The sequence below is a fragment of the Chthoniobacter sp. genome (assembly GCF_040003245.1).
Taxonomy (GTDB): domain Bacteria; phylum Verrucomicrobiota; class Verrucomicrobiia; order Chthoniobacterales; family Chthoniobacteraceae; genus Chthoniobacter.
In genome coordinates this window covers 1-25,387 of record NZ_JBDUCX010000078.1, presented here as the reverse complement: position 1 = coordinate 25,387, position 25,387 = coordinate 1, and the positions used below count along the sequence as shown (strand labels likewise).

The 25,387-nt window shown below is 63.4% G+C and carries 18 protein-coding genes and 1 pseudogene; 7 read left to right on the top strand and 12 right to left on the bottom strand.

Annotated features, from left to right (window positions below; genetic code table 11):
* The coding region (locus ABJF10_RS12870) for an FAD-dependent oxidoreductase (RefSeq protein WP_348544982.1) at nt 1-1,630 on the bottom strand (1,630 nt) is incomplete at its 3' end.
* A 101-nt stretch (nt 1,631-1,731) separates the two neighbouring features.
* Between ABJF10_RS12870 and ABJF10_RS12865 the strand changes: the two genes are divergently transcribed.
* Nucleotides 1,732-2,796, top strand: coding sequence for a LacI family DNA-binding transcriptional regulator (locus ABJF10_RS12865; protein WP_348544981.1), 1,065 nt, complete (start codon nt 1,732-1,734; stop codon nt 2,794-2,796).
* Here ABJF10_RS12865 and ABJF10_RS12860 read toward each other — a convergent pair.
* From ABJF10_RS12860 to ABJF10_RS12835, 6 genes are all read right to left on the bottom strand, one after another.
* The gene (locus ABJF10_RS12860) at nt 2,756-3,175 is read right to left on the bottom strand and encodes a rhodanese-like domain-containing protein (RefSeq protein WP_348544980.1); all 420 of its coding nucleotides are present in this window, start codon (nt 3,173-3,175) and stop codon (nt 2,756-2,758) included. The genes ABJF10_RS12865 and ABJF10_RS12860 overlap by 41 nt on opposite strands.
* Before the next feature lie 47 nt (nt 3,176-3,222).
* On the bottom strand, nt 3,223-4,953 hold the full coding sequence (locus ABJF10_RS12855; RefSeq protein WP_348544979.1) for a cation:proton antiporter: 1,731 nt from the start codon (nt 4,951-4,953) through the stop codon (nt 3,223-3,225).
* Nucleotides 4,941-5,795, bottom strand: coding sequence for an HAD family hydrolase (locus ABJF10_RS12850; protein ID WP_348544978.1), 855 nt, complete (start codon nt 5,793-5,795; stop codon nt 4,941-4,943). The genes ABJF10_RS12855 and ABJF10_RS12850 overlap by 13 nt, the downstream gene beginning before the upstream one ends.
* A 140-nt stretch (nt 5,796-5,935) precedes the next feature.
* The gene (locus tag ABJF10_RS12845; protein WP_348544977.1) at nt 5,936-6,283 is read right to left on the bottom strand and encodes a hypothetical protein; all 348 of its coding nucleotides are present in this window, start codon (nt 6,281-6,283) and stop codon (nt 5,936-5,938) included.
* Between the two features lie 71 nt (nt 6,284-6,354).
* A complete protein-coding gene (locus ABJF10_RS12840) occupies nt 6,355-7,836 on the bottom strand; it encodes a DUF1501 domain-containing protein (RefSeq protein WP_348544976.1) in 1,482 nt (493 codons plus the stop codon).
* A 15-nt stretch (nt 7,837-7,851) separates the two neighbouring features.
* Entirely contained in the window at nt 7,852-10,905 is a 3,054-nt protein-coding gene (locus tag ABJF10_RS12835; protein WP_348544975.1) for a PSD1 and planctomycete cytochrome C domain-containing protein, read from the bottom strand.
* A 175-nt stretch (nt 10,906-11,080) separates the two neighbouring features.
* Here ABJF10_RS12835 and ABJF10_RS12830 point away from each other — a divergent pair, with 175 nt between their 5' ends.
* From ABJF10_RS12830 to ABJF10_RS12815, 4 genes are all read left to right on the top strand, one after another.
* Nucleotides 11,081-11,929, top strand: a complete 849-nt coding sequence (locus tag ABJF10_RS12830) for an AraC family transcriptional regulator (protein ID WP_348544974.1) — start codon at nt 11,081-11,083, stop codon at nt 11,927-11,929.
* Between the two features lie 72 nt (nt 11,930-12,001).
* The gene (locus ABJF10_RS12825) at nt 12,002-12,637 is read left to right on the top strand and encodes a hypothetical protein (protein WP_348544973.1); all 636 of its coding nucleotides are present in this window, start codon (nt 12,002-12,004) and stop codon (nt 12,635-12,637) included.
* Nucleotides 12,638-12,793: 156 nt separating this feature from the next.
* The gene (locus tag ABJF10_RS12820) at nt 12,794-16,798 is read left to right on the top strand and encodes an adenylate/guanylate cyclase domain-containing protein (RefSeq protein ID WP_348544972.1); all 4,005 of its coding nucleotides are present in this window, start codon (nt 12,794-12,796) and stop codon (nt 16,796-16,798) included.
* Between the two features lie 26 nt (nt 16,799-16,824).
* Entirely contained in the window at nt 16,825-17,739 is a 915-nt protein-coding gene (locus ABJF10_RS12815) for a hypothetical protein (protein ID WP_348544971.1), read from the top strand.
* 22 nt (nt 17,740-17,761) lie between these two features.
* On the opposite strand, the gene ABJF10_RS12810 is transcribed toward ABJF10_RS12815, so the two are convergent.
* On the bottom strand, nt 17,762-18,172 hold the full coding sequence (locus ABJF10_RS12810) for a helix-turn-helix domain-containing protein (protein WP_348544970.1): 411 nt from the start codon (nt 18,170-18,172) through the stop codon (nt 17,762-17,764).
* A gap of 73 nt (nt 18,173-18,245) precedes the next feature.
* Between ABJF10_RS12810 and ABJF10_RS12805 the strand changes: the two genes are divergently transcribed.
* On the top strand, nt 18,246-18,839 hold the full coding sequence (locus tag ABJF10_RS12805; protein WP_348544969.1) for a DinB family protein: 594 nt from the start codon (nt 18,246-18,248) through the stop codon (nt 18,837-18,839).
* 673 nt (nt 18,840-19,512) lie between these two features.
* Here the strand turns inward: ABJF10_RS12805 and ABJF10_RS12800 are convergent.
* Nucleotides 19,513-21,138: an arylsulfatase gene (locus ABJF10_RS12800; RefSeq protein ID WP_348544968.1), complete on the bottom strand. Its 1,626-nt coding sequence runs from the start codon at nt 21,136-21,138 to the stop codon at nt 19,513-19,515.
* A gap of 194 nt (nt 21,139-21,332) precedes the next feature.
* Between ABJF10_RS12800 and ABJF10_RS12795 the strand changes: the two genes are divergently transcribed.
* Entirely contained in the window at nt 21,333-21,842 is a 510-nt protein-coding gene (locus ABJF10_RS12795; protein ID WP_348544967.1) for a pyridoxamine 5'-phosphate oxidase family protein, read from the top strand.
* A 17-nt stretch (nt 21,843-21,859) separates the two neighbouring features.
* On the opposite strand, the gene ABJF10_RS12790 is transcribed toward ABJF10_RS12795, so the two are convergent.
* From ABJF10_RS12790 to ABJF10_RS12780, 3 genes and pseudogenes are all read right to left on the bottom strand, one after another.
* The gene (locus tag ABJF10_RS12790) at nt 21,860-23,434 is read right to left on the bottom strand and encodes a sulfatase-like hydrolase/transferase (RefSeq protein ID WP_348544966.1); all 1,575 of its coding nucleotides are present in this window, start codon (nt 23,432-23,434) and stop codon (nt 21,860-21,862) included.
* Between the two features lie 72 nt (nt 23,435-23,506).
* A complete protein-coding gene (locus ABJF10_RS12785) occupies nt 23,507-25,078 on the bottom strand; it encodes an arylsulfatase (RefSeq protein ID WP_348544965.1) in 1,572 nt (523 codons plus the stop codon).
* Between the two features lie 63 nt (nt 25,079-25,141).
* Nucleotides 25,142-25,387, bottom strand: a pseudogene (locus tag ABJF10_RS12780) (hypothetical protein); the annotation flags it as partial.

The window sequence follows — 25,387 nt, the reverse complement described above, 5'->3', positions numbered from 1 at the left end:
TCTTCATCACGCGCACCGTGCCCAGCGCTTCGTGCGTCACGCTGATGTCGCGGCCGGCCATGAACAGGTTCTCGATGTTCTTGGAATAGAAGCACCGATAAGGCGCGGGATAGCCGTGCTGGCGGTCCACCGCCTTGTCCATCTGCGCTTTCGAGATGAACGGATTCTCGGGGAACTTCTGCGCGTACTGCTCTTTCGGATAATGCAGATCGATGTCCCACGTGGTCGGCACCGTGCCGTCCGGGAAAGCCTTCTTCGTTTCGACATCTTCGCGCGTCATCACCACGTCGCCGATGAGCTGGCGGGATTCGCGCGTGCCGCCGATGTAGGCGACCCATTCGAGCTTGGCGTTGGCGTGCTCGTCCTTGCCGCCTTTGTTCTTCATCGCATTCCACGCGCCGTAGATGGCGCGCAGATTCCAGTCGCGCGTCGCTTCAAGCCCCGCAATAGGATGCACATTGAAGCCGCCTTCCCAAAACCATTCCGCATGTCCGCGGCGGGGATACGGAAAATCCTCCATCTCCAGATCGAGTCCCCAAGTGATCGGTGCGAAAGCCTGCGGCGTATCGGTCGTGTCCCAACGCCACATGTTGCTCATGCCGAGATGCTCGGTCTCGCGCACGGTCAATTCCGCGCCGGACAAGGCGCCCAGCGTGCCGTGGCCGGTGCTGTCGACGAAGAGCTTGCCTTCAAATCGGCGGCGCTGGCTCGTGGTCGTGTCGAGCGCGATCACTGCGGCGATATGCGTCTTGTCCCCCATCTCGGCAGCAATCACATGGTTGTTCAGGAAGAGCGTGATGTGCTTTTCCGCCCGCACCACCGCTTCCTTGCGGTCGTCGCCAAATTCTTCCTTCGTGCCCGGCGAGGCTTTCGCCTTGTCCTGAAACTCTTCCACGATCTCGCCGAGATTCGGGTACAGGCCGCGCCGGATCCCGCCCATCGCCCAGACGCGCACTTCGCTGGAACCATTGCCACCGAGCACCGGACGGTCCTGGATCAGCGCCACCTTCAGTCCCATGCGCGCCGCCGAAATCGCCGAGCCCATCCCGCCATAGCCGCCACCGACGACGACCAAATCATATTTGCCGGCGTCGATGGGCTTCTCCGGGAGACCGAGCGCCTTGCGCCGCCATGGGGCGAGTTTCTCCCCGTCATCCGGCGGAGCGCCCTTTTCCTTGGTGAAATAGATCGCATCGCAACGCCCATCGAAGCCGGCGAGATCATGCAGCGCGAGGGCAGTTTCCGGCTTGGTGATTTCCACGGTGCCGCCATCCTGCCAGGCCCAATCCGCGCCTTTCGTCCCGAAGGTTTCCGCGAGTGCTTTGCCATCCACCGCCACTTGAAACTTCCCGGGAGTGCCGGGCGCTTTCCAGCGCGCCACCCAGTCCTTCGTGCGGACATAGACGTGATACTGGCCCGTGCTCGGAAACGTGACGGTGGTCGTGGCATCCTTCACCGGCTGGCCAAGGCCGTGCGCGAGCAGATACGGCGAGCCCATGATCTCGATGAATTGCGTGTCGAGCGACCAGCCGCCGGGGTTCTTGAAACTTTCGGCTTCGACGAGCAGGGCGTCAGCCGCCAGTGCGCTGGAGGCGGCGAGGGTGAGGCAGGCCAGGAGGAACGATCTCATAGAGGGGGATGGAGTGAACTTGGAAACAGGCGGGTGCAGACAAATAGCCCGTCGCCTTCGCCGCTTCCATTCGCAATCCACGTTACTGTAACTTTTCCATCATGACCAGCCCACGTGCACACACCCTCGAAGAGGTGGCCAAGGCGTGTCGCGTCTCCAAGATGACGGTCTCGCGCGCCTTGCGTAATCAGCGCGGTGTCTCCCCGCAACTCGCCGAGCGGATCCGCACGACGGCGGAGAAACTCGGCTACCGGACCAATCCCGCGCTCGGCTCGGTGATGAAGGCGCTGCGCCAGCGACGCGCCTCCGACTACCGCGAAAACCTCGCCTTCGTCTGGACGCATCCGAGCGGAAAACCTCTCCCGCTGATTGTGCCCTGGCGCGACCACGCTCGCGCCCGCGCCGAGCATCTCGGCTACCGGCTCGACGAATTCCATCTGCGCGCCGGCGGCATGACGGCGGCCCGCCTCCGCACCGTCCTCCAGACCCGCGGCATTCGCGGCATCCTATTCGCCCCGGATACCGAACCTCCCCTGCCCCGCCTCTCTTTCGATGTCGCCGGTTTCGCCGCCGTGCTGCTCGGCAGCTCGCTGCAAAATCGCGGCCTGGCCCGCGTGCAATTCGACCACTTCCAACTCATCCATCTTGCGCTGCGCCACATCCGCAAGGCGGGCTATCGCCGACCGGCACTACTCCTCTCGCCATCCATCGACGGCCGCACCCAGGGTCGACTCCGCGCCGGTTATCTCGTCCACAGCCCGGCGCCGAGCCGCGAACGCTCCCGGCTGATCTTTCTCGGCGACATCGATGATCGGGCGGCCACCTCCACCTGGCTGAAGAGTCGCAGCGCGGACGTCGCCATCTATCTGCAAGGCGATCAGCGGCGGTTGCTGGAATCCGCCGGGCTGCGCGTCCCGCAAAAGATCGCTTTCGTCTCGCTGGCTCGGGAGCCAGAGATGATCGACGTGGCCGGCGTCGTCCAGAGCGCCGAAGCCCTGGGCAGCGCCGCTGTCGACTTCGTCGCCGCCCAATTGCAACGCCACGAATTTGGCCGCCAGCCGTTCCCGCAAAAGGTCATGCTCGAAGGCGCCTGGTTGCCGGGCCTCACCCTGCCCCGGCGCCGCGCTACTTCTCGACCGGCTTCCCGGCCTTCTCCCAAGCCTTGAAACCTTCATTGAGATGATAGACCGACGGCAACTGCTCCTTCTCGATCACCTTGCAAGCCTGCGCGCTCCGGCCGCCCGCCGCGCAATGCACGACGTAGGTCTTGCTCTTGTCGAGCGTAGCGATCTGCTTCGCAAAATCGTCGCCAAAGAAATCGAGGTTCTTCGCGCCGGGAATGTGCCCGGTCTTGAATTCATCCGGCGTCCGCACATCGAGCACGACGACCTTCGGATCGGACTTGAGCAGTTTGTCGGCATCGTCGACGGAGATGTTCTTCGGCGCGGAAACGGCAGCCGTGGCGGCCGCCGGGACCGGATCGGCGGCGAGCAGCGGAGCCGTCAGCGCGACGACGAGAGAGAGGAGAGCGATGGGGCGAATCATGAGGGGACTGTGGAGCGGGATGCCGTGACACGCAATAGGCGAAGGGTTCAATCCATGACTTCCCGCCGGGTCGCGAGGGCACTCGCGAGATCCATCTGTTTTTGCTCGAGCAAGCCCTTGGTCGCCGCCCGCACGGCCTCGAGCAAGTCACTCGCCTCTTGAAGACGCGCCACGGAAACATAGTTCGCACCGGCTTCAAGGAGCACCGCAACCTGCCCCAGCACTTCCGCCGTGGCGATGATCTTTGCGGTGGGATTGAGGCTGCGCAACAAACGCACGAGGCGTTCGTTGGAGGTGCCCTTGAGCAGCGAATCGGGAATGGTGCAAACCAGCACCTCGGCTTTCTCCACGCCGGCATGCATCAGCGTGTCGCGCTGGCTGATGTCGCCATAGACGATGCGCACTTTCCGCGCGATGAGACCGGCCCTCGCCACCGGACTGAAATCGACGACCGCCACCTCCTTCATGAGATCCGGTGCATGGCACTGCATGTCCTCGAGCAGCGAACTCGCCGTGCGAAAGAAGCCGAGGAACATGATCTTCGAGCTGCCGTGGCCCTCCCCGCCCTCGGCATGGATGTCATCGCCGCAGCTATCCAGGTCGCGCAATCCTACGCGCTTGAGGACGGGGACAAGGCCGCGCGCCAGGCCATCGGACTTGGCCATGCCGAAGGTCGAGAGCGCCGCGAGCAACGTGAAAGCCAGCGAGGCCATCCCGGTGGTCGCGGGGTGCCCGAGATGGCCGGCCTGCAGGCCGAGCGCCAGCACCACGAGCGAAAACTCGCTCACCTGGCTGAGGTTGATCGCCGGGATGAGACTCATGCGCAGCCCCTGCCGCATGAAATAGAGCGGGGTGAAGACGGTGATCCAGCGCGTGAGGACCACGAAGGCCGCAAACACCAGCGCCCAACCGACCAGCGAGACCGTGGGCACCGGGATCTGCATACCGAGACCGACGAAGAACAGCGTGATGAAGAAGTCGCGCAGGCTCGTGACCTTGGCCGTGACATCGAGGGCATAGGGAAAGGTCGAGAGCGCCACGCCGGCCACCAGCGCGCCCATTTCCCGCGAGAGATGCAGCCGTTCGCCGAGTTCCCCCACGAGAAAGCACCACGCGAGCGCGCCGACCTGCATCAATTCCGGCGAGCGCGCGACGCGCCGGAAGATCGCCGGCAGCACGTAGCGGCTGATGGCCAGCGTCGCGGCGATCAGCACCACCACCCGGACGAGCGAGAGGAGCAGGATGCCCGGCGCGAGATGCTCGAGATTGGGCTGCACGGCGAGAAAGAGGATCGCTGCCAAGTCTTGCAACACGAGCACGCCCAGCGTCACGCGACCGGTCTGCGTATCGAGCTCCTGCTTGTCGTAGAGCACTTTCACGATGATGACCGTGCTGCTCAACGCGCCGGCGATGGCGAGGTAGAGCGCGTCCCATTGCCCTCCACCCAGCCCAAAGCCGAGGCAGCGGAAGAAGACCACGCCGAGGATCACGCCGGAGAGAATCTGCACCAGCGCGGTGAGGGTGATGGAGCGGCCCGCGCTGAGGATCTTCTTCAAGTCGATCTCCAGGCCGATCATGAAGAGCAGCAGGATGAGCCCGAGTTCCGCGATCGCCGAGATGCTCTCGGCCGATTCGATGAACTTGAAGCCGGCCGGCCCGAGAGCGAAGCCGCCCGCCAGATAGGCGAGCAGGATCGGCTGACGAAGGAATTGCGCGACGAGCCCGAGCAGCCACGCCGCCGCAATGCACATGGTGATATCGCGAATTAGCTCGTGCATGGGGCAGTGGTTCCGGCTTCTGCGGGCAATGGCGGCAGACCGAGCATTTGTGCCAGGTCGAGCCACGTTCCTGTATTGGGCCGGCGCGGAGCGTCCGCAGTAACGAGCCACGTGCGCCAGCCAAATCGCCGCGCGGGCTGCAAATCGCCGGCTTCATCGCTGCCGACCATCAGCACTTCATCGGCCCCGATGCGGCGCGCCCGGAGCCGCGTGGCCACATGTTGGAAGGCGTGCAGGTTGGGTTTGCCGAAGCCGTGCGAATAGGACCAGAAGCACAGCGGCGGAGTGAAGATTTCCAACTCGCGCGCCGGCCCATCGGCCGCGAAGACGCCGTGCGCTGCCGCCACGGGAATGAACGACTCCACCGGCGCATAGGGCGCGTGGAGGGCCAGCGCGAGCTCCACCGGAGTATGCGGCTGGCCATTGGAAATGAGACCGAGCAGGACGCCGCGGGACTCCAGCGTACGCAACGTGGAGCCGGCGGCGGCCAGGAGTTGCACGGAGCGGCGAAGCTGGGCGTGCGTGTAGAGGAAATCCGCCGCGGATTGCGCGGAGAGATCGCGCAACTCGGGCAGCAGCAGTTCGGCGACGGCGGGCCAGTAGGGCGCGGGGTTTTCGACGCCACGGACGCTGAGGATATTCGCTTCGGTTTGGAAGGCGAGATCGGCCGCGCGGTTGAATTCGGCCAGCGTGGTGCGCGGCGGGCGGCGCAGCTTTTCGCGCCAGAGCCGCGTCCACGCATCCTCGGCGTCCGCCGGAGCGGGACCGCACTCGAGGAGCGTGCCATAGATCGTACAGATCACTGCTTTGACGGGAAGATCCGGCACAGCATGCGTGTTCATAGGTAAATAGTAAGGTGATGTGCAGCCCGGCACGCTGCTGACACGGAAAGCCGGGGCGGCCGGAAAGACCGTCGGCGCGCATCGCACTCCACGAGGCGCGGCTTGCTCCGCCGGACCGAAGTCCGGCACGCGTGAATCCGCTATTCCAGCGGCGGCGCACGTCCGCGCAACGCCCGCAAATCCGCCAGCCGCATTTGCGGGGATCCTTCCCCGTCGGGCCGTCGCGAGGAGATCGCGGATCCATATTCAAAAGCATGTCCCGTCAGGCACTCGACACACCCGCTCCATGACGATGCGGCCTTGCGCGCGCCAGTCTTGATCTCGAGCGCGGGGGCCGACATGACGAACTGCGCCTCCCGGTGCAATTGCAGATTCTTGCCCCCTACGCCCGGGTCCGGTGTCTGATCCGCGCATCCCACCGCGGTCAGCGCGACCATGAGCAAAATGCTCAGGCAGATATGGAGTTGGTCGCGATGGAAAGAAGGCACGGCGTAGGCGAAAAACTGCGCGAAGCTAAGCACGGACGGCGGCCACGTCCAGCGCGCTCACTACAGCGTACCTAGGCGATGATCTTGTGCACGACTTCACCCGCCACGTCGGTGAGGCGGAAATTGCGACCGGTGTGCCGATAGGTGAGCTTCTCGTGATCGAGGCCGAGCAGCGCGAGGATCGTGGCGTGGAGATCGTTCACGCTCACTTTGTCCACGCTCGCTTTGTGGCCGACTTCGTCCGTCTCGCCATAGTGCGTGCCGCCTTTCACGCCGCCACCGGCGAACCAGGTGGTGAACGCGTTCGGATTGTGATCGCGACCCGGTGCGGCGCCTTTTTGCGCGAGCGGGAGGCGGCCGAATTCGCCACAGCAAACGACGAGGGTGGAGTCGAGCAGGCCGCGTTGCTTGAGGTCGGTGAGCAGCGCGGCGATGGGTTGATCGGTCTCGCCAGCAAATTGCCGGTGGTTGCCCGCGATGTCCTTGTGGCCGTCCCATGAGCGTTCGTTTTCCATGCCGCCGCTGTAGATCTGCACCATGCGCACGCCGCGCTCCACGAGGCGCCGCGCCATGAGGCACTGCTTGGCCACATGGCCGCAGCGCTTTTCATCCACGCCGTACATGGCCTTGGTCGCTTCCGACTCGCTGGCAAAGTCCAGCGCCTCGGGCGCGGCCATCTGCATGCGATAGGCCAGTTCGTAACTCCCGATGCGCGCGGCGAGCTCCGAGTCCTTTTGCTCCTTCTCCAGGTTCATCACGTCCAGCTTGTGCAGGAGATCGAGTTGCGCGCGCTGCTGCGCGTCCGTCATGTCGGCATCGCGCGCGAGGTTGTTGATCGGCTGGCCTTGGGCATTCAGCGCGGTGCCTTGATAGACGCCGGGCAAAAAGCCCGCGCCCCAATTGCTCGCGTGGCCCTTGGGCAGGCCGCGCCCGAGCGTGTCGTACATGACCACGAAGGCGGGCAGGTTTTGATTCTCGGTGCCGAGCCCGTAGGTGACCCACGCACCGGCGCACGGATAGCCCATGCGCGACATGCCGGTATTGATCTGGAAGAGGCCGGGCGAATGATTGTTCGTCGACGTGAAGCAGGAATGGATGAACGCCATGTCGTCCACGTGATTCGAGATATTCGGGAAGATCTCAGAGGCCCAGGTGCCGCTGTTGCCGTACTGCTTGAAGGCGAACGGCGACTTCATCAGGCCGCCGACTTCGTTGACAAAGAAGCCGGTGTTCTTGTCGAAGCCGGGCAGATCCTTGCCGTCGTACTTCTCCAGCGCGGGCTTGTAATCCCACGTGTCGACCTGGCTCTGGCCGCCATTCATGAAGAGCCAGATCACCGACTTGGCCTTCACCGGAAAATGCGACTTCTTCGGCGCGAGCGGATTGACCGCCTCGCCCGCCGAGGCCCCATGCGCGCTGGATCCCAGCAGACCCGACTCCCCGAGGAGCGTGGCCAGCCCGACCATCCCGGCGCCGGCGCCGGTGCGCTGGAGAAAGTCGCGGCGCGAGCAGAAACCGGAGTGCGGACTGGCGAAGAGATGGGGAAGTTTCATGGCGTGGAGAGGGCCTCAGTTGACGTAGAGAAATTCGTTGAGTCCGAAGAGCGTCTGGCAGAAATCGGCGAAGGCTTTTTGCGAACCAGAACCGTTGTCGTCACCGTAGGTGTCGCCCTGCATCTTCAAAAACGCGTAGGCGATTTGTATTTCGGCGGCGGTGGGGTTTCGCCCCAGCGCTTGCTCGTAGGCCTGATTCACGGCGGCCAACTGGAGCTTCGGATCCAGTTTCTTCACCCACGCCTTGGCCGCCTCGCGGACCAGCGTGTTGTTCATCAGCAACAGCGACTGCGGCGCGACGGTGGTGCTCGATCGCTGGCCCATGCTTTGCAGCGTGTCGGGACCGTCGAAGGCAATCATCATCGGCGGGAGCTGGCTGCGCTTGATTTGGAAATAGATCGCGCGACGCTTCATCGCCGGGTCGAGCGTGCCGGGACCGAACATCGTGGGATCGATCAGGCCGCTCACGGCGAGGATCGCATCGCGGATGACTTCGCCCTCGAGCCGCTGGCGCGCGCGATGCGCAAAGAGCGTGTTGTTCGGGTCCGCCGCGATCTGCTCGGCACTCGCGTGCGCACTCTCCTGGTAGACCTTGCTCAGCATGATCGCCTTGTGCAGCGACTTCAGCCGCCAGCCGCCGCGGATGAGTTCGCCGGCCAGGTAGTCGAGCAATTCGGGATGCGTGGGCTTGTCGCCTTGTGCACCGAAATCGCTGGGCGTGGAGACGATGCCGCGCCCAAAATGATGCTGCCATACGCGGTTCGCCATGACGCGCGCAGCGAGTTGCCCCGCGCCGCCATCGGTATCGGTGATCCAGCGGGCGAGAGCGGCGCGCTTCATCGGCGTGCGCGCGTCCGCCGCCGGCGGCGTGACCCAGCGCGACTCGTCGGCGCGGGTCACCACTTGCAAAAATCCCGGGACAGCTTCGTCCTGCTTTTGGTTCAAGTCGCCACGTTTGAGCAGATAAGTCTTCTCGTAAAAATCGGGCCCCTGCGTGTGCAGGCGCACGGCGGGCAAGCCCTCGCTGCAGACCAGCGCCTTGGTATACTGCGCGCGCGGCTGAGCGCGTTCGTCGGCCCGGACGGCCTCGGCGAGTTTCTGCCATTCGGGATCGGTCGTGTAGTAGAGCCGCTTGAGGGCCGCCACCTGCTCGGGCTTTGGCGCGGGTGGGGTCGGATAAGTGTCACCAGACGGCGAGCGCAGCGGCACTTCACGGGCGAGCGCGTAACTCTTGAAGGGAAACGGCGCCTCTTCTGCGGGCGCATCCGCCTGCGAGCTGAAGCTCAGGCGGAAGCGTCCGAGATTTTCGCGGCCCTTGCCGGTGACAAACTTCATCGAGACCGTGAGTTCGACACCACCTTCGGTTTCCAACGGCTCGGCCAGCGCGAAAACCTTACGGGCCTCCCCGTTGCCCTTCGCCAATTTCCAGGCGGGCTTGTCGCCGGCAAACTTGAGCGTCTTCGTCCGGCCATCCGCGAGCTTTGCGGTCGCGGTGAGATCGCTGAGGCCAAAACCACCGTTCTCCGACCAGCCGGGTCCATAGCCGGGCAGCGACTTATCGAGCAGCGCTTCGAGCCGCAGGGCGGAGAGCTTCGTGCCGCTGATCTTCGTGGTGAACGCGTAGGTGTCCGGCGTGCCCGCGGTGACACCGATGAGATAGGAGCCATCGGGCAGGGTCTTCTGCGCGGAGAGAACGTAATAGGTACCGGTGATCCCGAGCTTGTCTGCGGCCAGGGTGAGCCAGGCCGGTTGCGGCAGCGTCGATGTGCCGGCACGCCACGCGTCGAAACGCGCGGGCGCCTTGTCCTTCTCCCACTGCGCAAGCGCGGCAGTGAGCGGGGCGTGGTCCTTTTCCCACGCAGCATGGCGAGCGCGCGATTCCGTGGCGTTGACCTCGATGTCGTAGTCGCTGCGCACCGTGGTGGTGAAGGTGGAGATGAGCCGGTAGTAGTCCGCCGTGGGGATCGGGTCGAACTTGTGATCATGGCAGCGCGCGCAACCGACGCTCAGGCCGAGGAAGGCGTTGCCGGTGGTCGCGGCCATGTCGTCGAGCTCGTCGTAACGCTCCTTCTCCGCCTGGTTGAGCGTGATCTGCGTGGCATGCGTGCCGGCGGCGAGGAAACCGGTCGCTTTCCACGCCTCGGGATTTTCGGGCGCAAGTTCGTCGCCCGCGAGCTGCCAGCGCACGAATTCATCGTAGGGCTGGTCGGCATTGAGCGCGCGGATGACGTAGTCGCGATATTGATACGCATTGGGCCGGTCGTAATCCTGTTCGTAGCCGTGGCTCTCGGCGTAGCGCGCGAGATCGAGCCAGTGCCGCCCCCAGCGTTCACCATAGTGCGGGCTGGCCAGCAGTTCATCGACGACCTTCTCGAAGGCATTCGGCTCGGTATCGCTCTCGAATCGCGCCACCTGCTCCGGTGTGGGCGGCAGGCCGATGAGGTCGAAATACGCGCGGCGGATGAGCACGACCTTGTCCGCGGGCGGCGACGGCCAGATGCCCTTCTCCTCGCATTTCGCGAGGATGAAGCGGTCAATCGGCGTGCGGCACCACGCTTCGTTCTTCACTACCGGCGGCTCCGGCTTGGCGAGCGGTTGAAAGGACCAGAATTTGCGGTCGTCATCCGTGACCTTCGACCGGTCGCGCGTGGATTTGCCGGCGATGAGCGGCTTCGCGTAGGGTGCGCCGAGGTCCACCCATTGCACGATCTTCGCGATCACTTCGTCGGGCAGCTTGTCCGCCTTCTTCGGCATCTGGAGGTCCCTGTCCTCGTGCCGGATCGACTGTACAAGCAGGCTGTCAGCAGACTTACCCGGCACGAAAGCGGGCCCGGTATCGCCGCCTTTGAGCGCCAGTTCGCGAGTGGTGAGATCGAGCGCGCCCTTGCTCCCCTTCTCGCCGCCGTGGCATTTCACGCAATGCTCGTTGAGCAGCGCGGCGACGTCACTATTGAAAAGCGCGGTGCCCTTCTCCATGTCTGCGGCGTGGTTCGCCGTCGCTGCATCCTGCGCTGCCCAGGCGGAAGCGCTGAGCACAGTGGTGGCGAGGAGAGTCAGGCGGAAGTTCATGGGGTATTCGCGGGAGACGAGCCGGAGGGTGGCGCAACCTTAGTGAAAAGGCCATGCCGGATTCTGCTTTCGTTGTATCTTATCCTGCGCTAATGACGGTGAGTTTTGCTCTGATTAGCTGTATCCGATATTGCACAGCGGCTTTGTTCCGATTGTCCCCTAGCCCCACCTCCCCATGCCTCGCAAACGCAGCAAAGGCGGCTACCAATCCCCCTTCACCCGCCACGGCGTGCGGCTCGGCGACGCGCCACGGCTCGGGTTCACCACCTTCACCATTCATGAATGCGGCTACCTCCCGCAGGGCTCGGATTGGAATCACCCCGGCGTGCTCAGCCCCTTCTGGCGCCTCTATCATAATGGCGCGCCCGGCTGCCACGTGCGGTTCGGCAGCGAGACATTCCCGCTGGCTCCCGACAGCCTGCTGCTCATTCCCGATGCCACGCCTTTCGATTGCGTGTGCGAAACGCGCGCGCCGCACTTGTGGCTGCACTTCAGCCCGCTGCAAACGACCAGCGCCTTTCCCCGGCGCCCGCTGGTGCTGCCACTGACTTCCCTGCTCCGCACGCTGACCGAAAGCCTCATCGCCGCGCGCACGGCGGCCGATTCCCCGCTCACCCGTCAGCATCTCTATCATCACGGCGCAGCGCTCTTGCATAGCACCTTCGCGGCGCTCGATGTCCCCATCGCGCCCGATGCACCCGAGCGGCTCGACCAGATCCTGCGCTTCCTGCACAGCCAGCTCGCGGGCGATCTCTCCAATGCCGTCCTCGCCCGGCGCGCTATCATGGGCGAGAGCGTGTTCATCCGCTGGTTCAAGGAGCACACCGACACCACCCCGGCGATCTACGTGCAGCAAGCCCGCTGCCGCCACGCCGCCCAACTCCTCGCCCTCACCGACCGCACCATCGAGCAAATCGCCGCCGACTGCGGCTTCCCCAATCGCTACTACTTCACCCGCGTCTTCCGCCGCCACCTCGGCGCAGGCCCGGCGGAATATCGCCAGCGACAGGTGCGGGCGGGGTAGAGGCACTTGGAAGTTCACAACTCCCGGTCCATCGCCTAGACAATCCTCCTCGTTCCATTTCCCCAAACCGTCATGCATCCGCTGGCCCGTCTCCTGACAACTCTCTCCATACTCACGTTGCTGGTCATGTCGAGTTTGGGCGAGGAGATTTCGAAGTTGGATGCCGCTACAAATTCCTACTACGACACGATCAAAAGCGCCCAGACGGCGTTCCGGAAAACGCTGGGCGAGTCTCTTGCCGAGGGAACGAAGATGGAAATCTACCTGCTCGACTTTGACCTCAAGCGTTACACGGGAACCAGTGCAACAAACTGGAAATCCAACCTTCCCAAGGATCAGTTTCCCATTGGTCCCTATAAAAAAGTGACGCGGATATTGAAGACAAAGACGTTGGATGCGGAGGAAATGAAGAAACTGTTGCCTTCGCTCCAGGCAACCGTGGGAGTGGAGAAAAACAGCTATGGCGCTATGTGCCATTTCCCAATTCACGGCCTCCGCGTGTGGATGGGCTACCGCCTGATTTTGGAGACGAGTTTCTGCTGGATGTGCGGTAACTTCTCATTGGAATACCCCGATTTCAGCGACAGTTGGGTTGGCCTTGAGGGCACAAAGCTCAAGGAAATCATGAACGAACTGATGCCGATTCCGAAAGCGGAAACCGAACGGTTCAAGAAGAGCATGCCAAATCAAGATCTGCTCGGAAAATGATCATGTCTCGAAAAGACACTATCTCGCCAGGGGCCGTCGGAATAGTTAGCGAGTTTCCGAGGGGATCGAGCGGGACGACGTGTCGCCGCCCGTAGACATCGATTTTTAAAAAAGGGAATCGTCAATTTCGCCCGGGGAAATTACGTTGCGAGTCCCATGGTCGAACTGGAACACCTCGCGACGTACGTGCCCCGCCGGATCTTGCGCAGCTTTGCGGCGTCTGGCGCGGGCGGGCTGGTCCCGCATGTCGATCGCTTTCCCGCCGCCATTCTTTTTGCGGATATCTCGGGTTTCACCGACCTCTCCGAACGCCTCGGGAGCAAGGGTGCGGCGGGCACGGAGGAGCTGAGCACGATCATCAATGCCTGCTTCGGCTCGATGCTCGGGCCGGTGAGCCGCAGCGGTGGCGATGTGCTGATGATGGCGGGCGATGCGCTGGTCGTGGCGTGGGAGGCGTTGCCGGATGGCAGCCTGCACGAACCATTGCTCAAGGCCGTGCAGTGTGCGCGGGAGATCCAGCAGAACTCGACAAAAACCGAGGGCGTGACCTTGAGCGTGCGCGTCGGTATTGGCGCGGGGCTGGTGGAAGTCTTTTTTGTCGGCGGCATCGAAGGGCGCTGGGAGATGATGCCGGTGGGCGAGCCCTTCCGGCAGATGGGCGTGGCGCAAGGCCAGGCGACGCCGGGCGATGTGGTAGTCTCACCCGAAGCGTGGGAGATCATTGCCCAAGCCGCGCAAGGCGAGACGGTCGGTGAAGGCTGTGTGCGGATTGCCTCGGCGGAGGCGCCGCGGCGGACGCCGGGCGAAGAACCGCGCGACCTGGCCGGCGTACCGCGCGAGTTGGTGGAAGCGTTTCTTCCCAAGCCTGTCCGCTTTCTCCTGCACGATGCGGGCGAACACTGGCTGGCAGATACCCGTCCGGTGACGAGCCTCTTCGTGCATCTGCGCGCCTCCGATGCCGGGGCGACGCTGGAGCACATGCAGGAAATCGTTGCGGGCGTTATGAAGGCGTCCAGCCGATTCGAAGGAACGATCAGCGGCACGAACGTGGACGAGAAGGGCATGAAGTTCATGATCTCCTTCGGCCTGCCGCCAGCGAGCCACGAGGACGATCCTTTCCGCGCGACCCAGGCGGCGGCGGCGATCCGCAGCGCCTTGCAGGCGACCGATCCCGAGGCCGGTTACGGCATCGCGACCGGACGGGTCTTTTGCGGAGTAGTGGGTGACGGTTCGCGGCGCGAATACGCGGTGATCGGGCGCACGGTGAATCTCGCGGCGCGGCTGGCGCAGCAATCGCACGGGCAGATCCTGTGCGACGAGGCCACTTTCCAGGCGGCGGCGGGACGCGTGCAGTTTGCCGCCGAGGCGCCGCTGCGGTTGAAAGGCATTCCGAAACCGATTCCCGTGTTCATCCCTACGGGCGTGGTCACGCAAACGTCGGGCGCGGCGAAGATGATCGGGCACGAGGAGGAATTCGCGCGCACCGTGCGGGCGATCACAGACTTGAAGACGGGGCAGAGTTTTGTCGGCATTCTGGAGGGCGAGGCCGGCATTGGAAAATCGACGCTGCTGCTGCAATGGTCGAAGAAGGCCGCCGGCGAAGGCTTGCGGCTATTGCGCGGCGCGGCGGAATCGGTCCACGCCACGACGCCGTATTTCGTCTGGCAGGGCATCGTGAACTGCCTCCTCGGGCTCTCCGAGACCAGCAGCCTGGACGACCGGCGCGAGCAATTCTTCCAGGCGAGCCGCGGGCGCTCGTGGGAGCGGCTCGCGCCTTTGCTCAATGACATTCTCGACCTCGGCATCCCCGACAATCCGATCACCGAGCAGATCGCGGGAAAAATCCGCGCGGACAACACGCGTGAACTCGTCGCGAGCCTCGTGGCGGAAGCGGTGGCGGAACAACCGCTGGCCATCATCCTCGAAGACGGACACTGGATGGATTCCGCCTCGCTCGCCGTGGCCGCAGTCGTCGCCCAACGCGTCCAGCCGCTGATCCTGCTGCTCTCCACGCGCATTCTCACCGGCGAGCACGAGCACGCGCTCGATCCCCTGCTCCATTTGCCGGGAGCGGAGCGGTTGCGCCTGGAGCCATTGCGCAGCGATGATTGCATCGCGCTCGCGGCCCAACGGCTGTGCGTGCGCAAGCTGGCGAAACCGATCGCGGACCTCATCGCGGCCAAGTCGCAGGGCAACCCGTTCTTCAGCGTCGAGATCGCGTTTGCCTTGCGCGAGCACGGCTTCGTGATGATCGAGGGCGACGAGTGCAAGCCGGTCGCCGGGCTGGATTTCTCGACCGTCAAATTTCCCGACAACGTGCAGGGCATCATCATGCGCCGCGTGGATGGCCTCGCGCCGGAAGTGCAGCTCACCGCGAAAGTGGCGAGCGTGGTGGGTAGCGCCTTTTCCGCTTCGCTGTTGCGCGACGCGTTCCCCGTCGAGACGGGCGAGCCGCAGGTCGAAACGAACCTCAACGTACTGCGCGATGAACGACTGGTACTGCGGCAGGATCAGCCGGAATACACTTTCGCGCACGCCATCGTGGAGGAAGCGATCTACGACCGCCTGCTCGTGGCACAGCGCAAGACTTTGCACGAGCGCGTGGCCACGGCGCTGGAAAAGAAAGAGGCGACCGGACTCGAAGCGGTCGCGCCGCTGCTGGGCCACCATTGGCTGCAGGCGGGCGATGAGAAAAAGGCGGGGCATTACTTCGGCCTCGCGGGTCAGCGCGCAGTGCACAATGGCGCCTATCAGGAAGGGCTGAATTTTCTCACCCGTGCCCTCGAACTCACGCCGGACGATGCGGTGCGCGATGCCTATTGGGAAGTGATGCGCGCGGAGGCGTTCTTCGGCCTCGGGCGCATCGAGGATAGCTGGAAGGCCTTCCGCGAAGTGGCCCGCCTGCTCGGGCAACCGGCGCCGGACAATCCGCAGACCAAGGATCTGCTCCACCAGGTAGGCCAGCGCATCCTGAGCCGCATCACGGGCAAACGGCAGTGCCCGGAATCCGAAGTGACCCGCGTGCGGCTGCTCGCCGGCAGTTACGAGATGCTCTGCCTGCTCGACCTTTTCTCGAACCGCATGACGTCGAGCCTGAGCGCCGCGCTCGAGTGCTTGAAGCAAGCCGAGCGCCTCGGTGATTCACCGGAATACGCCCGTGCGCTGGCCACGATGGCGCTGGCCTCCAGCCTCGTGCCGTCGCGCTTTTTCGCGGAACGCTACGCCAGTGCCGCGCTCAAGGTCGCCTCGCGCCTCGGCCACGAAAGTACCACCGCGCGGGTGCGTGAATTCCTCGGCATGTATTACATGGGCGAAGGCCGCTGGGAGAAAACGGCCGAGAATTTTCAGAAAGCGATCGCGGGCTTCCAGCTCGTGGGCGATCGGCGGCGAGAGATCGAATGCACGTGCCTGCTTTCCACGTGGACTCATTACCGCGGCGATTTCGCCAACCGGGTTCCTCTCGGCCAGCGCGTCTACGATCTCGGCTGCGCCACGGGCGACCTCCAGGCGCAAGCGTGGGGCATGCTCGATCAGATCGAGAGCCTCCTCAATCTCGGCGATTTCGAGCGCGTGCGCTCGCTCGGCAATGACTTGAAACAACACCTCGGCCAGAACATCTACGGCGCGGATGAGATCATGGCCTATGGCCTTCTCGCCGCGCTGGAGATGCGCATCGGGCGTTTCGTCGAGGCGCTGCCCTTTGCGGAAAAGGCGCTCGCGGTGATGAGCAAGGTGACACCGACGATCGTCTACAACCTCGAGTCCTACGCCGCCGTGGCGGAGATCTATCTCAAGGGCTGGCGGCTCTCGCCGGAGGGCGATCCGGCACGCGCCGATTTCATGGCGAAAGCGAAGGAGGCCTGTTCCTGCACGCGGCGCTTCGCGAAGATCTTCCGCATCGGCCACACCCGCGGGCTGCTGCTAACCGGCGTGGAGCACGAACTCGCAGGCGACATGACGCAGGCCGTGCGCCTTTCGCGCGAAGGGCTCGCCGCGGCCATTCAGCTCGAGATGCCCTACGAGGAAGCGCTCGCCCATCGCCAACTCGCCCGCTTGCTCCCGGATGGGGATCGCAGCCGCGACAGCGAACTGGCCCGCGCGCGCGAGCTCTTCGGCAAGATGGCGGCGAAATACGATCTGAGCGCGATCGACGCCGCCTAAGCGGTCATATCCGACATTTTCTCACCATGATTCATCCGACCAACTGGACACTCGAACAATCGAAAGCCACCCTCGGCGCCTTGCGCTCTATCGCCACGCTGCACGGCACCGCGCAGATGTCGGCGGAGGAGGCGCAACTACTCGAAGGCGTGCGGATCAATATCCTGCACCACCCCGAAATCACCGACGCCGAGCAGAATATTCATATCAAGCCCGCTGAACTCGCGGCCACGATCCTCGACGACGAGCACAAGGAACGCGCCGCGCAATTGATCGCGCTCATGCCCTACGCCACGCGGCCTTACGCGGACAACAAAACGTATATCTCCGAAAAATTCATCGAGGCCCTCGGCGAGAACATGCACCGCATGGAGGACTTTCTCGGGGCGCGGCAGAAGCACAGCCAGAACATGGAGTATTGCGCCCTGCGCAAGATGGGGCGCGACATCTTCCCCAGCCTCGATCCCGACGGCCAGTACAAGGAACTCATGAAGCTGCTCAAGGATTCCGAGGGCGATCCCGAGGAAAAGGCCCGCTACGAATCGCTCCAAGGCTATCCGGACGGCTCCTTGGGCAAGGCGTTCTGGAGCTTCTACGCGCAGTTCGACTGGCCGCTGCCGGGCGATCCGCTGTGGATCTCCGAGGACATGACCGTGCGGCACGACCTCATCCACGTACTCTGCGCCTACGATATTTCAATCAACGGCGAGTATTGTGTCTCCGGCTTTTCCTCCGGCAATTCGGAGCGCTTCAACTGGATGATCGCCATGCTCGGCTTCACGCCGCCTTATGTCTCGACCGGCGCGCCATTCAATCCCGCCGATTTCACCACCGCCTACATGCGTGGAGTCAATGCCAGCCATAGCTTCGTGGACAACTGGGACTTCTGGCCGGTGCTCGAGCATCAAGTCGGAGACTTGCGCACCGAGTATCAGATCTGAGGAAGGCGGCGGAGTCCGTCGATTAGGGGCGCTTCCCCTTTCGTTTGACCCAGCCACCTGCAGCCCTTCCCGTCGCACGGCGCACCGCCGCCGGATTCAGGGGCCCGGTTTCGCCATGGAAATGCGCCATCCCCCAGCGCGCCGTTTCTCGCAAGACTTGCTTCAAGGTCTGGCCTTTATCCGTGAGTTCATAGGCCACTCGGCGTTTGTCATGCTCCGCCGGAACCCGGCGCGCCAGTTTCAGTTCCGTCAGCCACGCGAGACGGGCACTGAGAATATTCGTGGCGATGCCCTCGGGTGAGGCAAGGAATTCATCGAAGTAGCGTTTGCCGAAAAGGAGGTCGCGCACCACCAGCAAGGTCCAGCGATCGCCGATGATGTCGAGGGTGCAGGCAATCGGACAGGGAGAGCGCCACTGGGACTTGGGAATCATCCGGCAATATTACTTGCACAACGCAACCGTTTCCACCAAATAAAGTTCACTTGCATCTTGCAAGTATAAACCCATGAAAACCACCTGTCATCCCATCGCACCACCACCTCTCGCCCCGCCCGGCGCCGGACTCCCGCCGCTGGAAGCATGGCTCGTTCGCCTCTTCGGCCGCCCCTTGCTCCGCCGGCGCTATACCCGCCAGGCGGCGCTCGCGGACGTCGAGCGAACGGCGGAGCGGCTGCTGGACAAGACCGCCTCGCTGTCGCCGGATCAACTGGCCACGCCGAAATTGATTCCCCGATTGCGCGGCCTGGAGGACAGCTCGCGCTTCTGGTCGCCATCGATGGTGCTGGAGCATCTCTGCATCACCGGTCGCGGAACGGTCCGGATGGCCATTTTGTTGTCCAACGGCCAGTGTCCCGAGCGAACCGTGAGCACCGCGACCGTCAAGCCGCAGGGACGCGATCCCGGGGAGGTCCGAGAGGAGTTTGCCACCATGCATCGGCACCTGCGCCGCGAACTCGAGGCCTCCGCAGGCCCGGATTGGAACGGGCTCACTCACGACCATCCCTGGTTCGGCCCGCTGACTGCGAGCGACTGGCTGCGGATGATGGCCATGCATATGCAATTGCACGAAAAGCAACTCGATCTGGTGTTGAAGGCCTAGCGCGGTGATCATGGGTGGAGGGCACGCCTGCACGCGTCCGGGGGAGGAATCTGCGCCCACGGCCCCTGTTTTGAGGCGCGCAGAGTTAATTTTCCGCAATGGAGCCAATGGAACCAATGGGGCCATGCACTTTTTTGGCCAAGTCATGCCACACTTCTCCGCATGAACTCCGACGATCCCACTACCTTCGCCACGGCAAAAGCGCCCACTCCTGTCCGCCATCCGGGAGGAACTCAATGAACACCTCGCCGCCGGCGAACGCCGCCAGCGCGTCGTGCAGTGGCTCAATACCCTGCCCGAAGTCCAGGAGTGCCTGGCGGAATACTTCGAGGGCCGGCCGGCCAAGGACGCCAACTTCAGTGCCTGGAAGCTGGGCGGCTTCCGCGACTAAAGGAGGGCTAGGAAAGGCTGGCGCGAATCAAGCCGAATCAAGCCGAATCAAGGTGCGAGAAAATTGGCCGCATTCCCGGGAGGCCCGCACCCACCGACCGATGCAGACCACGGAGTCCCGGGCGAAGAAAAGGAAGCCGATTTAAGGTGCCTTAAGCCCCCTTAAGCCGATTTAAGGTGCGAGTTTTTTAAACGTGGGCCGTAAGGGCGAACCAATCGGCGTGGCTCGCTGGTGTGGGGACACGCGCCCTACACCCCAGGCCTACCATTCGCGAAACATGACCTAATCCGCCGGCTTGGCCTTGATGTCCGCCCCCCAATCCGTGTGATCGGGGCCTTTCCAATCGTCCACGAAAGCGCGCTCCGCCCAACCGTCCCAGGAGGCCTGCAGGCGGGAAAGGATTTCCGGGTGTTCCTTGCTCACGTCGTGCAATTCGGTGCGGTCAGCCGCCATGTCATAGAGCTCCCACGGGCCGCGCCACTTCTGCACGAGCTTCCATTGGCCATCCCGTGCGGCCTTGTTGCCCTCGTGTTCCCAAAAAATCGGCTGCTTGCGATTCAGCGACTGGGCAGTGAAGGCGGGCCGCAGGCTCACCCCTTCCATGGGGATGATCTCGTTGTCATGAAAGCGCTCCGGGTATTTGGCGCCGGCGAGATCGACCGCGGTGGCCATGATGTCGACGAGATGCGCGGGCTGTTTCTCCAGCGTACCCCGGTGCGCGGCGGCAATGCCCGCCGGCCAGTGCATGATGAAGGGCGAGCTGATACCGCCCTCGTGCGTGAAGTGCTTATAGCGCTTAAACGGCGTATTCGCGAGCGTCGCCCAATTCATCCCGAGCATGACGTACGACTGCGGTCCGCCGATCGGCCCTTCGCCGCGCGTGGCCCCGGCTGGACCGCCCTCGGCGTTGCCGCCATTGTCGCTCAGGAAAATGATCAACGTATTGTCGAGCAAGCCGCGCTCCTTGAGGCCATCGACGAGCAGGCCGGTGCTGCGGTCGAGGCACTCCACCATCGCGGCGTAAACGGCCATGATGCTGTCGAAGCGCTGCTGCTTGTCGGGCTCGCGGGTGTCCCACGCCGGCGAATCGGCGGGGCGTGGGGAAAGTGGCCAGTGGGGATCGATGATGCCCATCTTGATCTGCCGCGCGTAGCGTTCCTCGCGGAGCTGGTCCCAGCCTTTCATGTATTTGCCCCGATTCCTGGCGATATCCGCCTCCGGCGCGCGCAACGGAAAATGCACCGCACCTTGCGGCAGGTAGAGGAAGAAGGGCTTCTTCTCGGCGCGCGCTTCATCGATGAACTTGAGTCCCCACGTGGCGAAGAGGTCGGTGGAATACCAATCGTGGCCGAGCTCCGGCGAGTCCTTGGGGATCTCGCGCCCATTGAGGAAAAGGCTCTCCGTGCCGGGGCGGTCGGCCTCCTTGGGAAAATAGACTTCGCCGTAACGCGAATTCAAAGAGCGCATGAAACCGCGCTCCCACGGCGGCGTGCCATTCTGCTGGCCGAGATGCCATTTGCCCGCCATCGCCGTGAAGTAACCTGCGTCCTGCAGCACCTCGGCGATGGTCACACAGCGCGGCAGTAGTTTGCCGTGAAAGCCGCGCGATTCCGGCTCGACCTTGTTGTCCAGCCAACCCATCCCGGCCTGTTGCGAATAAAGACCCGTGAGCAACGCCGCGCGGGTGGGGCTGCAACGGGGCGAATTATAGAACTGCGTAAAGCGCAGCCCATTCGCGGCCAGCGCATCGAGGCGCGGCGTCGGAATTTCGCTGCCGTAGCAGCCGATGTCCGAGAAGCCCATGTCGTCGGCGAGGATGACGATGATGTTCGGCCTATCGGGGGCGGCGATCACCGATCGCGGCGCGATGAGGGCGAACAGTAGCGGAAGGAGACGTTTCCAGTTCATAGGGGGCGTGAGGCGACACCTTTGCGTCGCGGCGTATGTGGTTTTGAAAGTGCAGCCGCCAGCAAAGCCCGCTCCACCACGCGCGGGAAGCATTTGTGTATTTTCGATAGCTTTTTGTGTCGCGCGGGGCGGCTCCAGGGCGCTCACCCTATTGCGAGAGCATCCACAGCTGACGCGACTGGCGAATCCATTACATGAACGTCCCCACCTCTCCCGATGAACAAGCCGAGCACTTCATTGGCCTGCTGAAGAAATTTCAAAACGCCATGCTGGTCACCCATACGGGCGGGCATGGTTTTCACGCCCGCCCGATGGCCCTCGCCAAAGTCGAGGACAATGGGCGCCTCTGGTTCATCACCAGCGCCGATACCGCCAAGGTCCACGAAATCGAAATGGATTCGCAGGTCCACCTCATCGCGCAGGATGGCAACAGCGCCTTTCTCTCTCTCACCGGGCGCGCCTCCCTGATCGGCGATCGCGAGATCATTGCGCATCTGTGGCGGGAGCCATTCCGGGTGTGGTTTCCGAAAGGGAAGGATGATCCGGACATCGAACTGATCGCCGTGCGCCCCGAGCGCGGGGAATTCTGGGACAACACCGGCGCCAAGCGCTTCAAGTATCTGTGGGAAGCCGCGAAAGCTTACGTCTCGGGCACGACGCCGGACACCGATGATGGCGACATGCACGGCTCAGTGCGCCTGTAGACGCGACAAGCGCCCGGTTATTTCTTCGCTTCCGGCAGCAACCAGCGCGGGGCGATTTCATCCGTCTCCACGCTGTCGATCAGCCAGTTGAGGAGGCGTGTGCGCATGTCTTCCTCCACCGCGTGGACTTCGGCACGGCCCGCGAGGTTGGTCCGCTCACCCGGATCCGCGTGCAGGTCGTAGAGCTCCGCATAGCCCTCGGGATAGTAGCAGTATTTCCAGCGCTCCGTACGCACCATCTTGGCGTCGGGATGCCGGATGCCATCCACGCCTTTGCCCTTCTCAAAAGGCAGATTCAAGTTTCCGCCAGTGATCACCTCCGGGATGATGTTCTCGCTGAAGACCGCATCGTGCGGCGTGTACGGGCGGCCGAGATCCGCGATGAGCGGCGCAAAGCTGCGCCCTTGACACTCGCGCGGCTCCGGCACACCGACGAACTCCAGCAGCGTGGGCATGAGGTCCACCGTCTCCATGAGTTGATCGTATCGCGCCGGCTTGATCCGCCCCGGCAGGCTCACCATGAACGGCACGCGCACCGAAGGTTCGAAAAAGCAATTCTTGTCCGTGATGTGATGCTCGAACAATTGATCGCCATGATCGGAGGTGAAAACGACGAGCGTATTCTCCGCCTGACCGCTGGCCGCGAGCGTATCGAGGAGCAAGCCAATCTCGCGATCCACGTGGCTGATCGTCCCGTAATAGCTGCGGTAGGCCCATTCCACCTTTTCGCGCGGACGCGCCAGGACGCCCAGGCCGTTGCGCGTGGCGAGCTTTTGCAACGGGAGCGGCAGCGTTTGCAGATCGTCGTCCGTCACGCTTTCCGGAATCGGGATCTCCACTCCATCGTACATCGAGTCGTACGGCGCCGCGACATCATAAGGCGAGTGCGGCTTCCAGAATGACACGTAAAGAAAGAACGGTTGCGTGCCGTGGGACAACTCCTCGAGCCAATGCCGCGCACGTTCCCCGGTCCACGCGGTGTCGGTGTATGGGGCGTCGATCGCCGCGCGAAACGGATTCCTCCCCGGCGCGATGTCCTTCGCCAGCGTGTGGTAGTTGGCGATGCTGCTCTTCGGGTCATTTGCCTGCCGCCATTTCACATAGTCCGAATACCGATCGGTGAACGACGCCCCATCGTGCAGCTCGACAATGTCGAGCCCCGTGCGTTTCGCCTCCTCCACCGTGGGTGGAAAATAGTGCAGCTTGCCGATCGAGGCCGTGCGATAGCCCGCCTCCTTGAGCCGCGCCTGCAGGAGCACTTCGGAATGATCGAGCGGCGTGTAGTTCACCCGGTTGCGGTGCGAGTGCGCATAACGGCCGGTGAAGAAACTGATTCGCGATGGCACGCACACGGGCGAAGCCACGAACGCATGGCTGAAGTTTGCCCCCTGCTCCGCGAGCCGGTCGAGGTTCGGCGTCTTGATGATGGTATTGCCGTTCGCGCCCACGCAGTCCCAGCGCTGTTGGTCGGTCATGATGAAGAGGATGTTCGGGCGGCGCGCGAGTGAAGGTTTTTCGTCAGCCGCCGCAACCATGCCCGACACCGCGACGGCAACGAATACGGCGAGGAAGAAGGCGTGTTTTCGGATCATGGAGAGGAACAACAAGGGTCAGGGTGCGGTAGTAATTTTCGCGAGCCGAGCGCCCGCGCCCCGATGGACCCGTTACTCGGCCAACGGTCCACTCGCGACCGGGAGCGGCACATCATTCTTCTGCGGTTCGCCGGGAGTGCTGCGTCCGTCGCGCTTGTATTTCTCCAGCAGCGCCTTCAATTCGCGAACCAGCTCGGGGTGCTCGGCAAATTGATTCCGCCGCTCGGCCAGATCGTCGTGGACATTGAACAACTCGCCCGGCTGGTCATGTTTCGCGTAGCCGCGCTCGTCCTTCCACCACTGCGGCTCGCCGCTCTTGCCGTTGTCATCACCGGTGGGCGCATCGATCAACACCCAGTCCCCTTGGCGAATGGCAAATTTGCCGTTGCCGCTGTGATGCACAGTTGCCGCGCGGGCGGGGCCGGCGTGCTTCTCGCCGAGCAAGGCGGGCAGGACGTTGATGCTGTCCTCGGCGGCATTGTCCGGCAGCTTCGCGCCGACCATGGCCGCGACCGTGGCCATGAAATCAACGTGGCACATCGTCTCGTCGCTGACGCCACCGGCGGCGATCCTACCCGGCCAGCGCGCGAGGAACGGCACGCGATGGCCGCCTTCCCAAGCGTCCCGTTTCGCGCCGCGCAATTCACCCATGCTGTAGTGCTGATACTCGCGAATGCGGTCGTACGCGCCGGGTTTGATTTCCACGACCTCCGGGCCGTTGTCGCTGGTGAAAATGACGAGCGTGTTCTCCGCCACACCCGCGCGTTGCAATGCCTCGAGCACGCGACCCACGGTCCAGTCGGTCTGGAACACATAGTCGCCGTAGTCCCCCGCGTGGCTCTTGCCCTGAAACTCCGGCGCAGGAACCACCGGGTAGTGCGGCGACGTGAGCGGCAGGTAGAGAAAGAAGGGTTTCCCGGCCTTGGCGGAATCCTCGATCCATTGCACCGCGCGACGGGTCACCTCGGGCAGAATGTTCACGAGTTTCCAGCCCGGCACCATCGGCCCCGGACGATTAAAGAGATCTTTCACTCCCGAATCGGGCACGGACGGAATGCCCACGGAGTGCTCATTTTCAATGAAACAATAAGGCGGGTAATTCGGGAGATCGACGCCGAAGTAATAGTCGAAGCCGCGCGTGATCGGGCCGCCGGCCACCGGCTTGGTGAAATCCACGTTGCTCAACCGATTCGTCCGGCTCGATGCCGGCTGGTCATCCGTGGTGGGCCAGTTCCACCCGAGGTGCCACTTGCCGATGCACGCCGTGCGGTAGCCATTCTGCCGGAGAAGCGAAGCGACGGTGAGCCGATTGGCGGCGATGAGCGGCTTGTCCCATGGACCGAGGACACCACGCTGCAGGCGGCTGCGCCAGGAATAGCGGCCGGTCAGGATTGCGTAACGTGTCGGCGTGCACACCGAAGTCGGCGCATGCGCGTCGGTGAAGCGCGTGCCCTCGCTGGCCAGTCGGTCAAGGTTGGGCGTCGGGATTTTCGATGCTTTGTTGTAGCAGCTCAGATCGCCATAGCCGAGGTCATCGGCGAGGATGAAGACGATGTTAGGCTTGGTCGGCGGATGATCGGCGGCGGGGGCAACGGGCACCGCAGCGAGCAACAAGACGGCGAATCTGAGAATGGGATATTTCATCGGGGGGCAATGAGTCTGCTCCGGGACTCGACGTTTGGAGAGCCAAAAAAATTCGCGTCCCTTTTATTTCAGAGGTGGCATAGCGAGCGGCGTACCGTTCGTGTCGAGCACCTGGAATTCATGGATGCCATGCTTCCAGGGCAGCGTCATCGTCCACACGACCTGCTTGTCGCGCGTGACTTCGAACAACTTCACCTGGTTCTCCGCCGCGCCATAGCTCGAGATCACGGTATTTCCGTTGGGCAGACGCTGCGCCGCCGTGGGGTGATTGAGCAACGGCGTGGCCAGATCGGCGCCGGTCAATTCCCA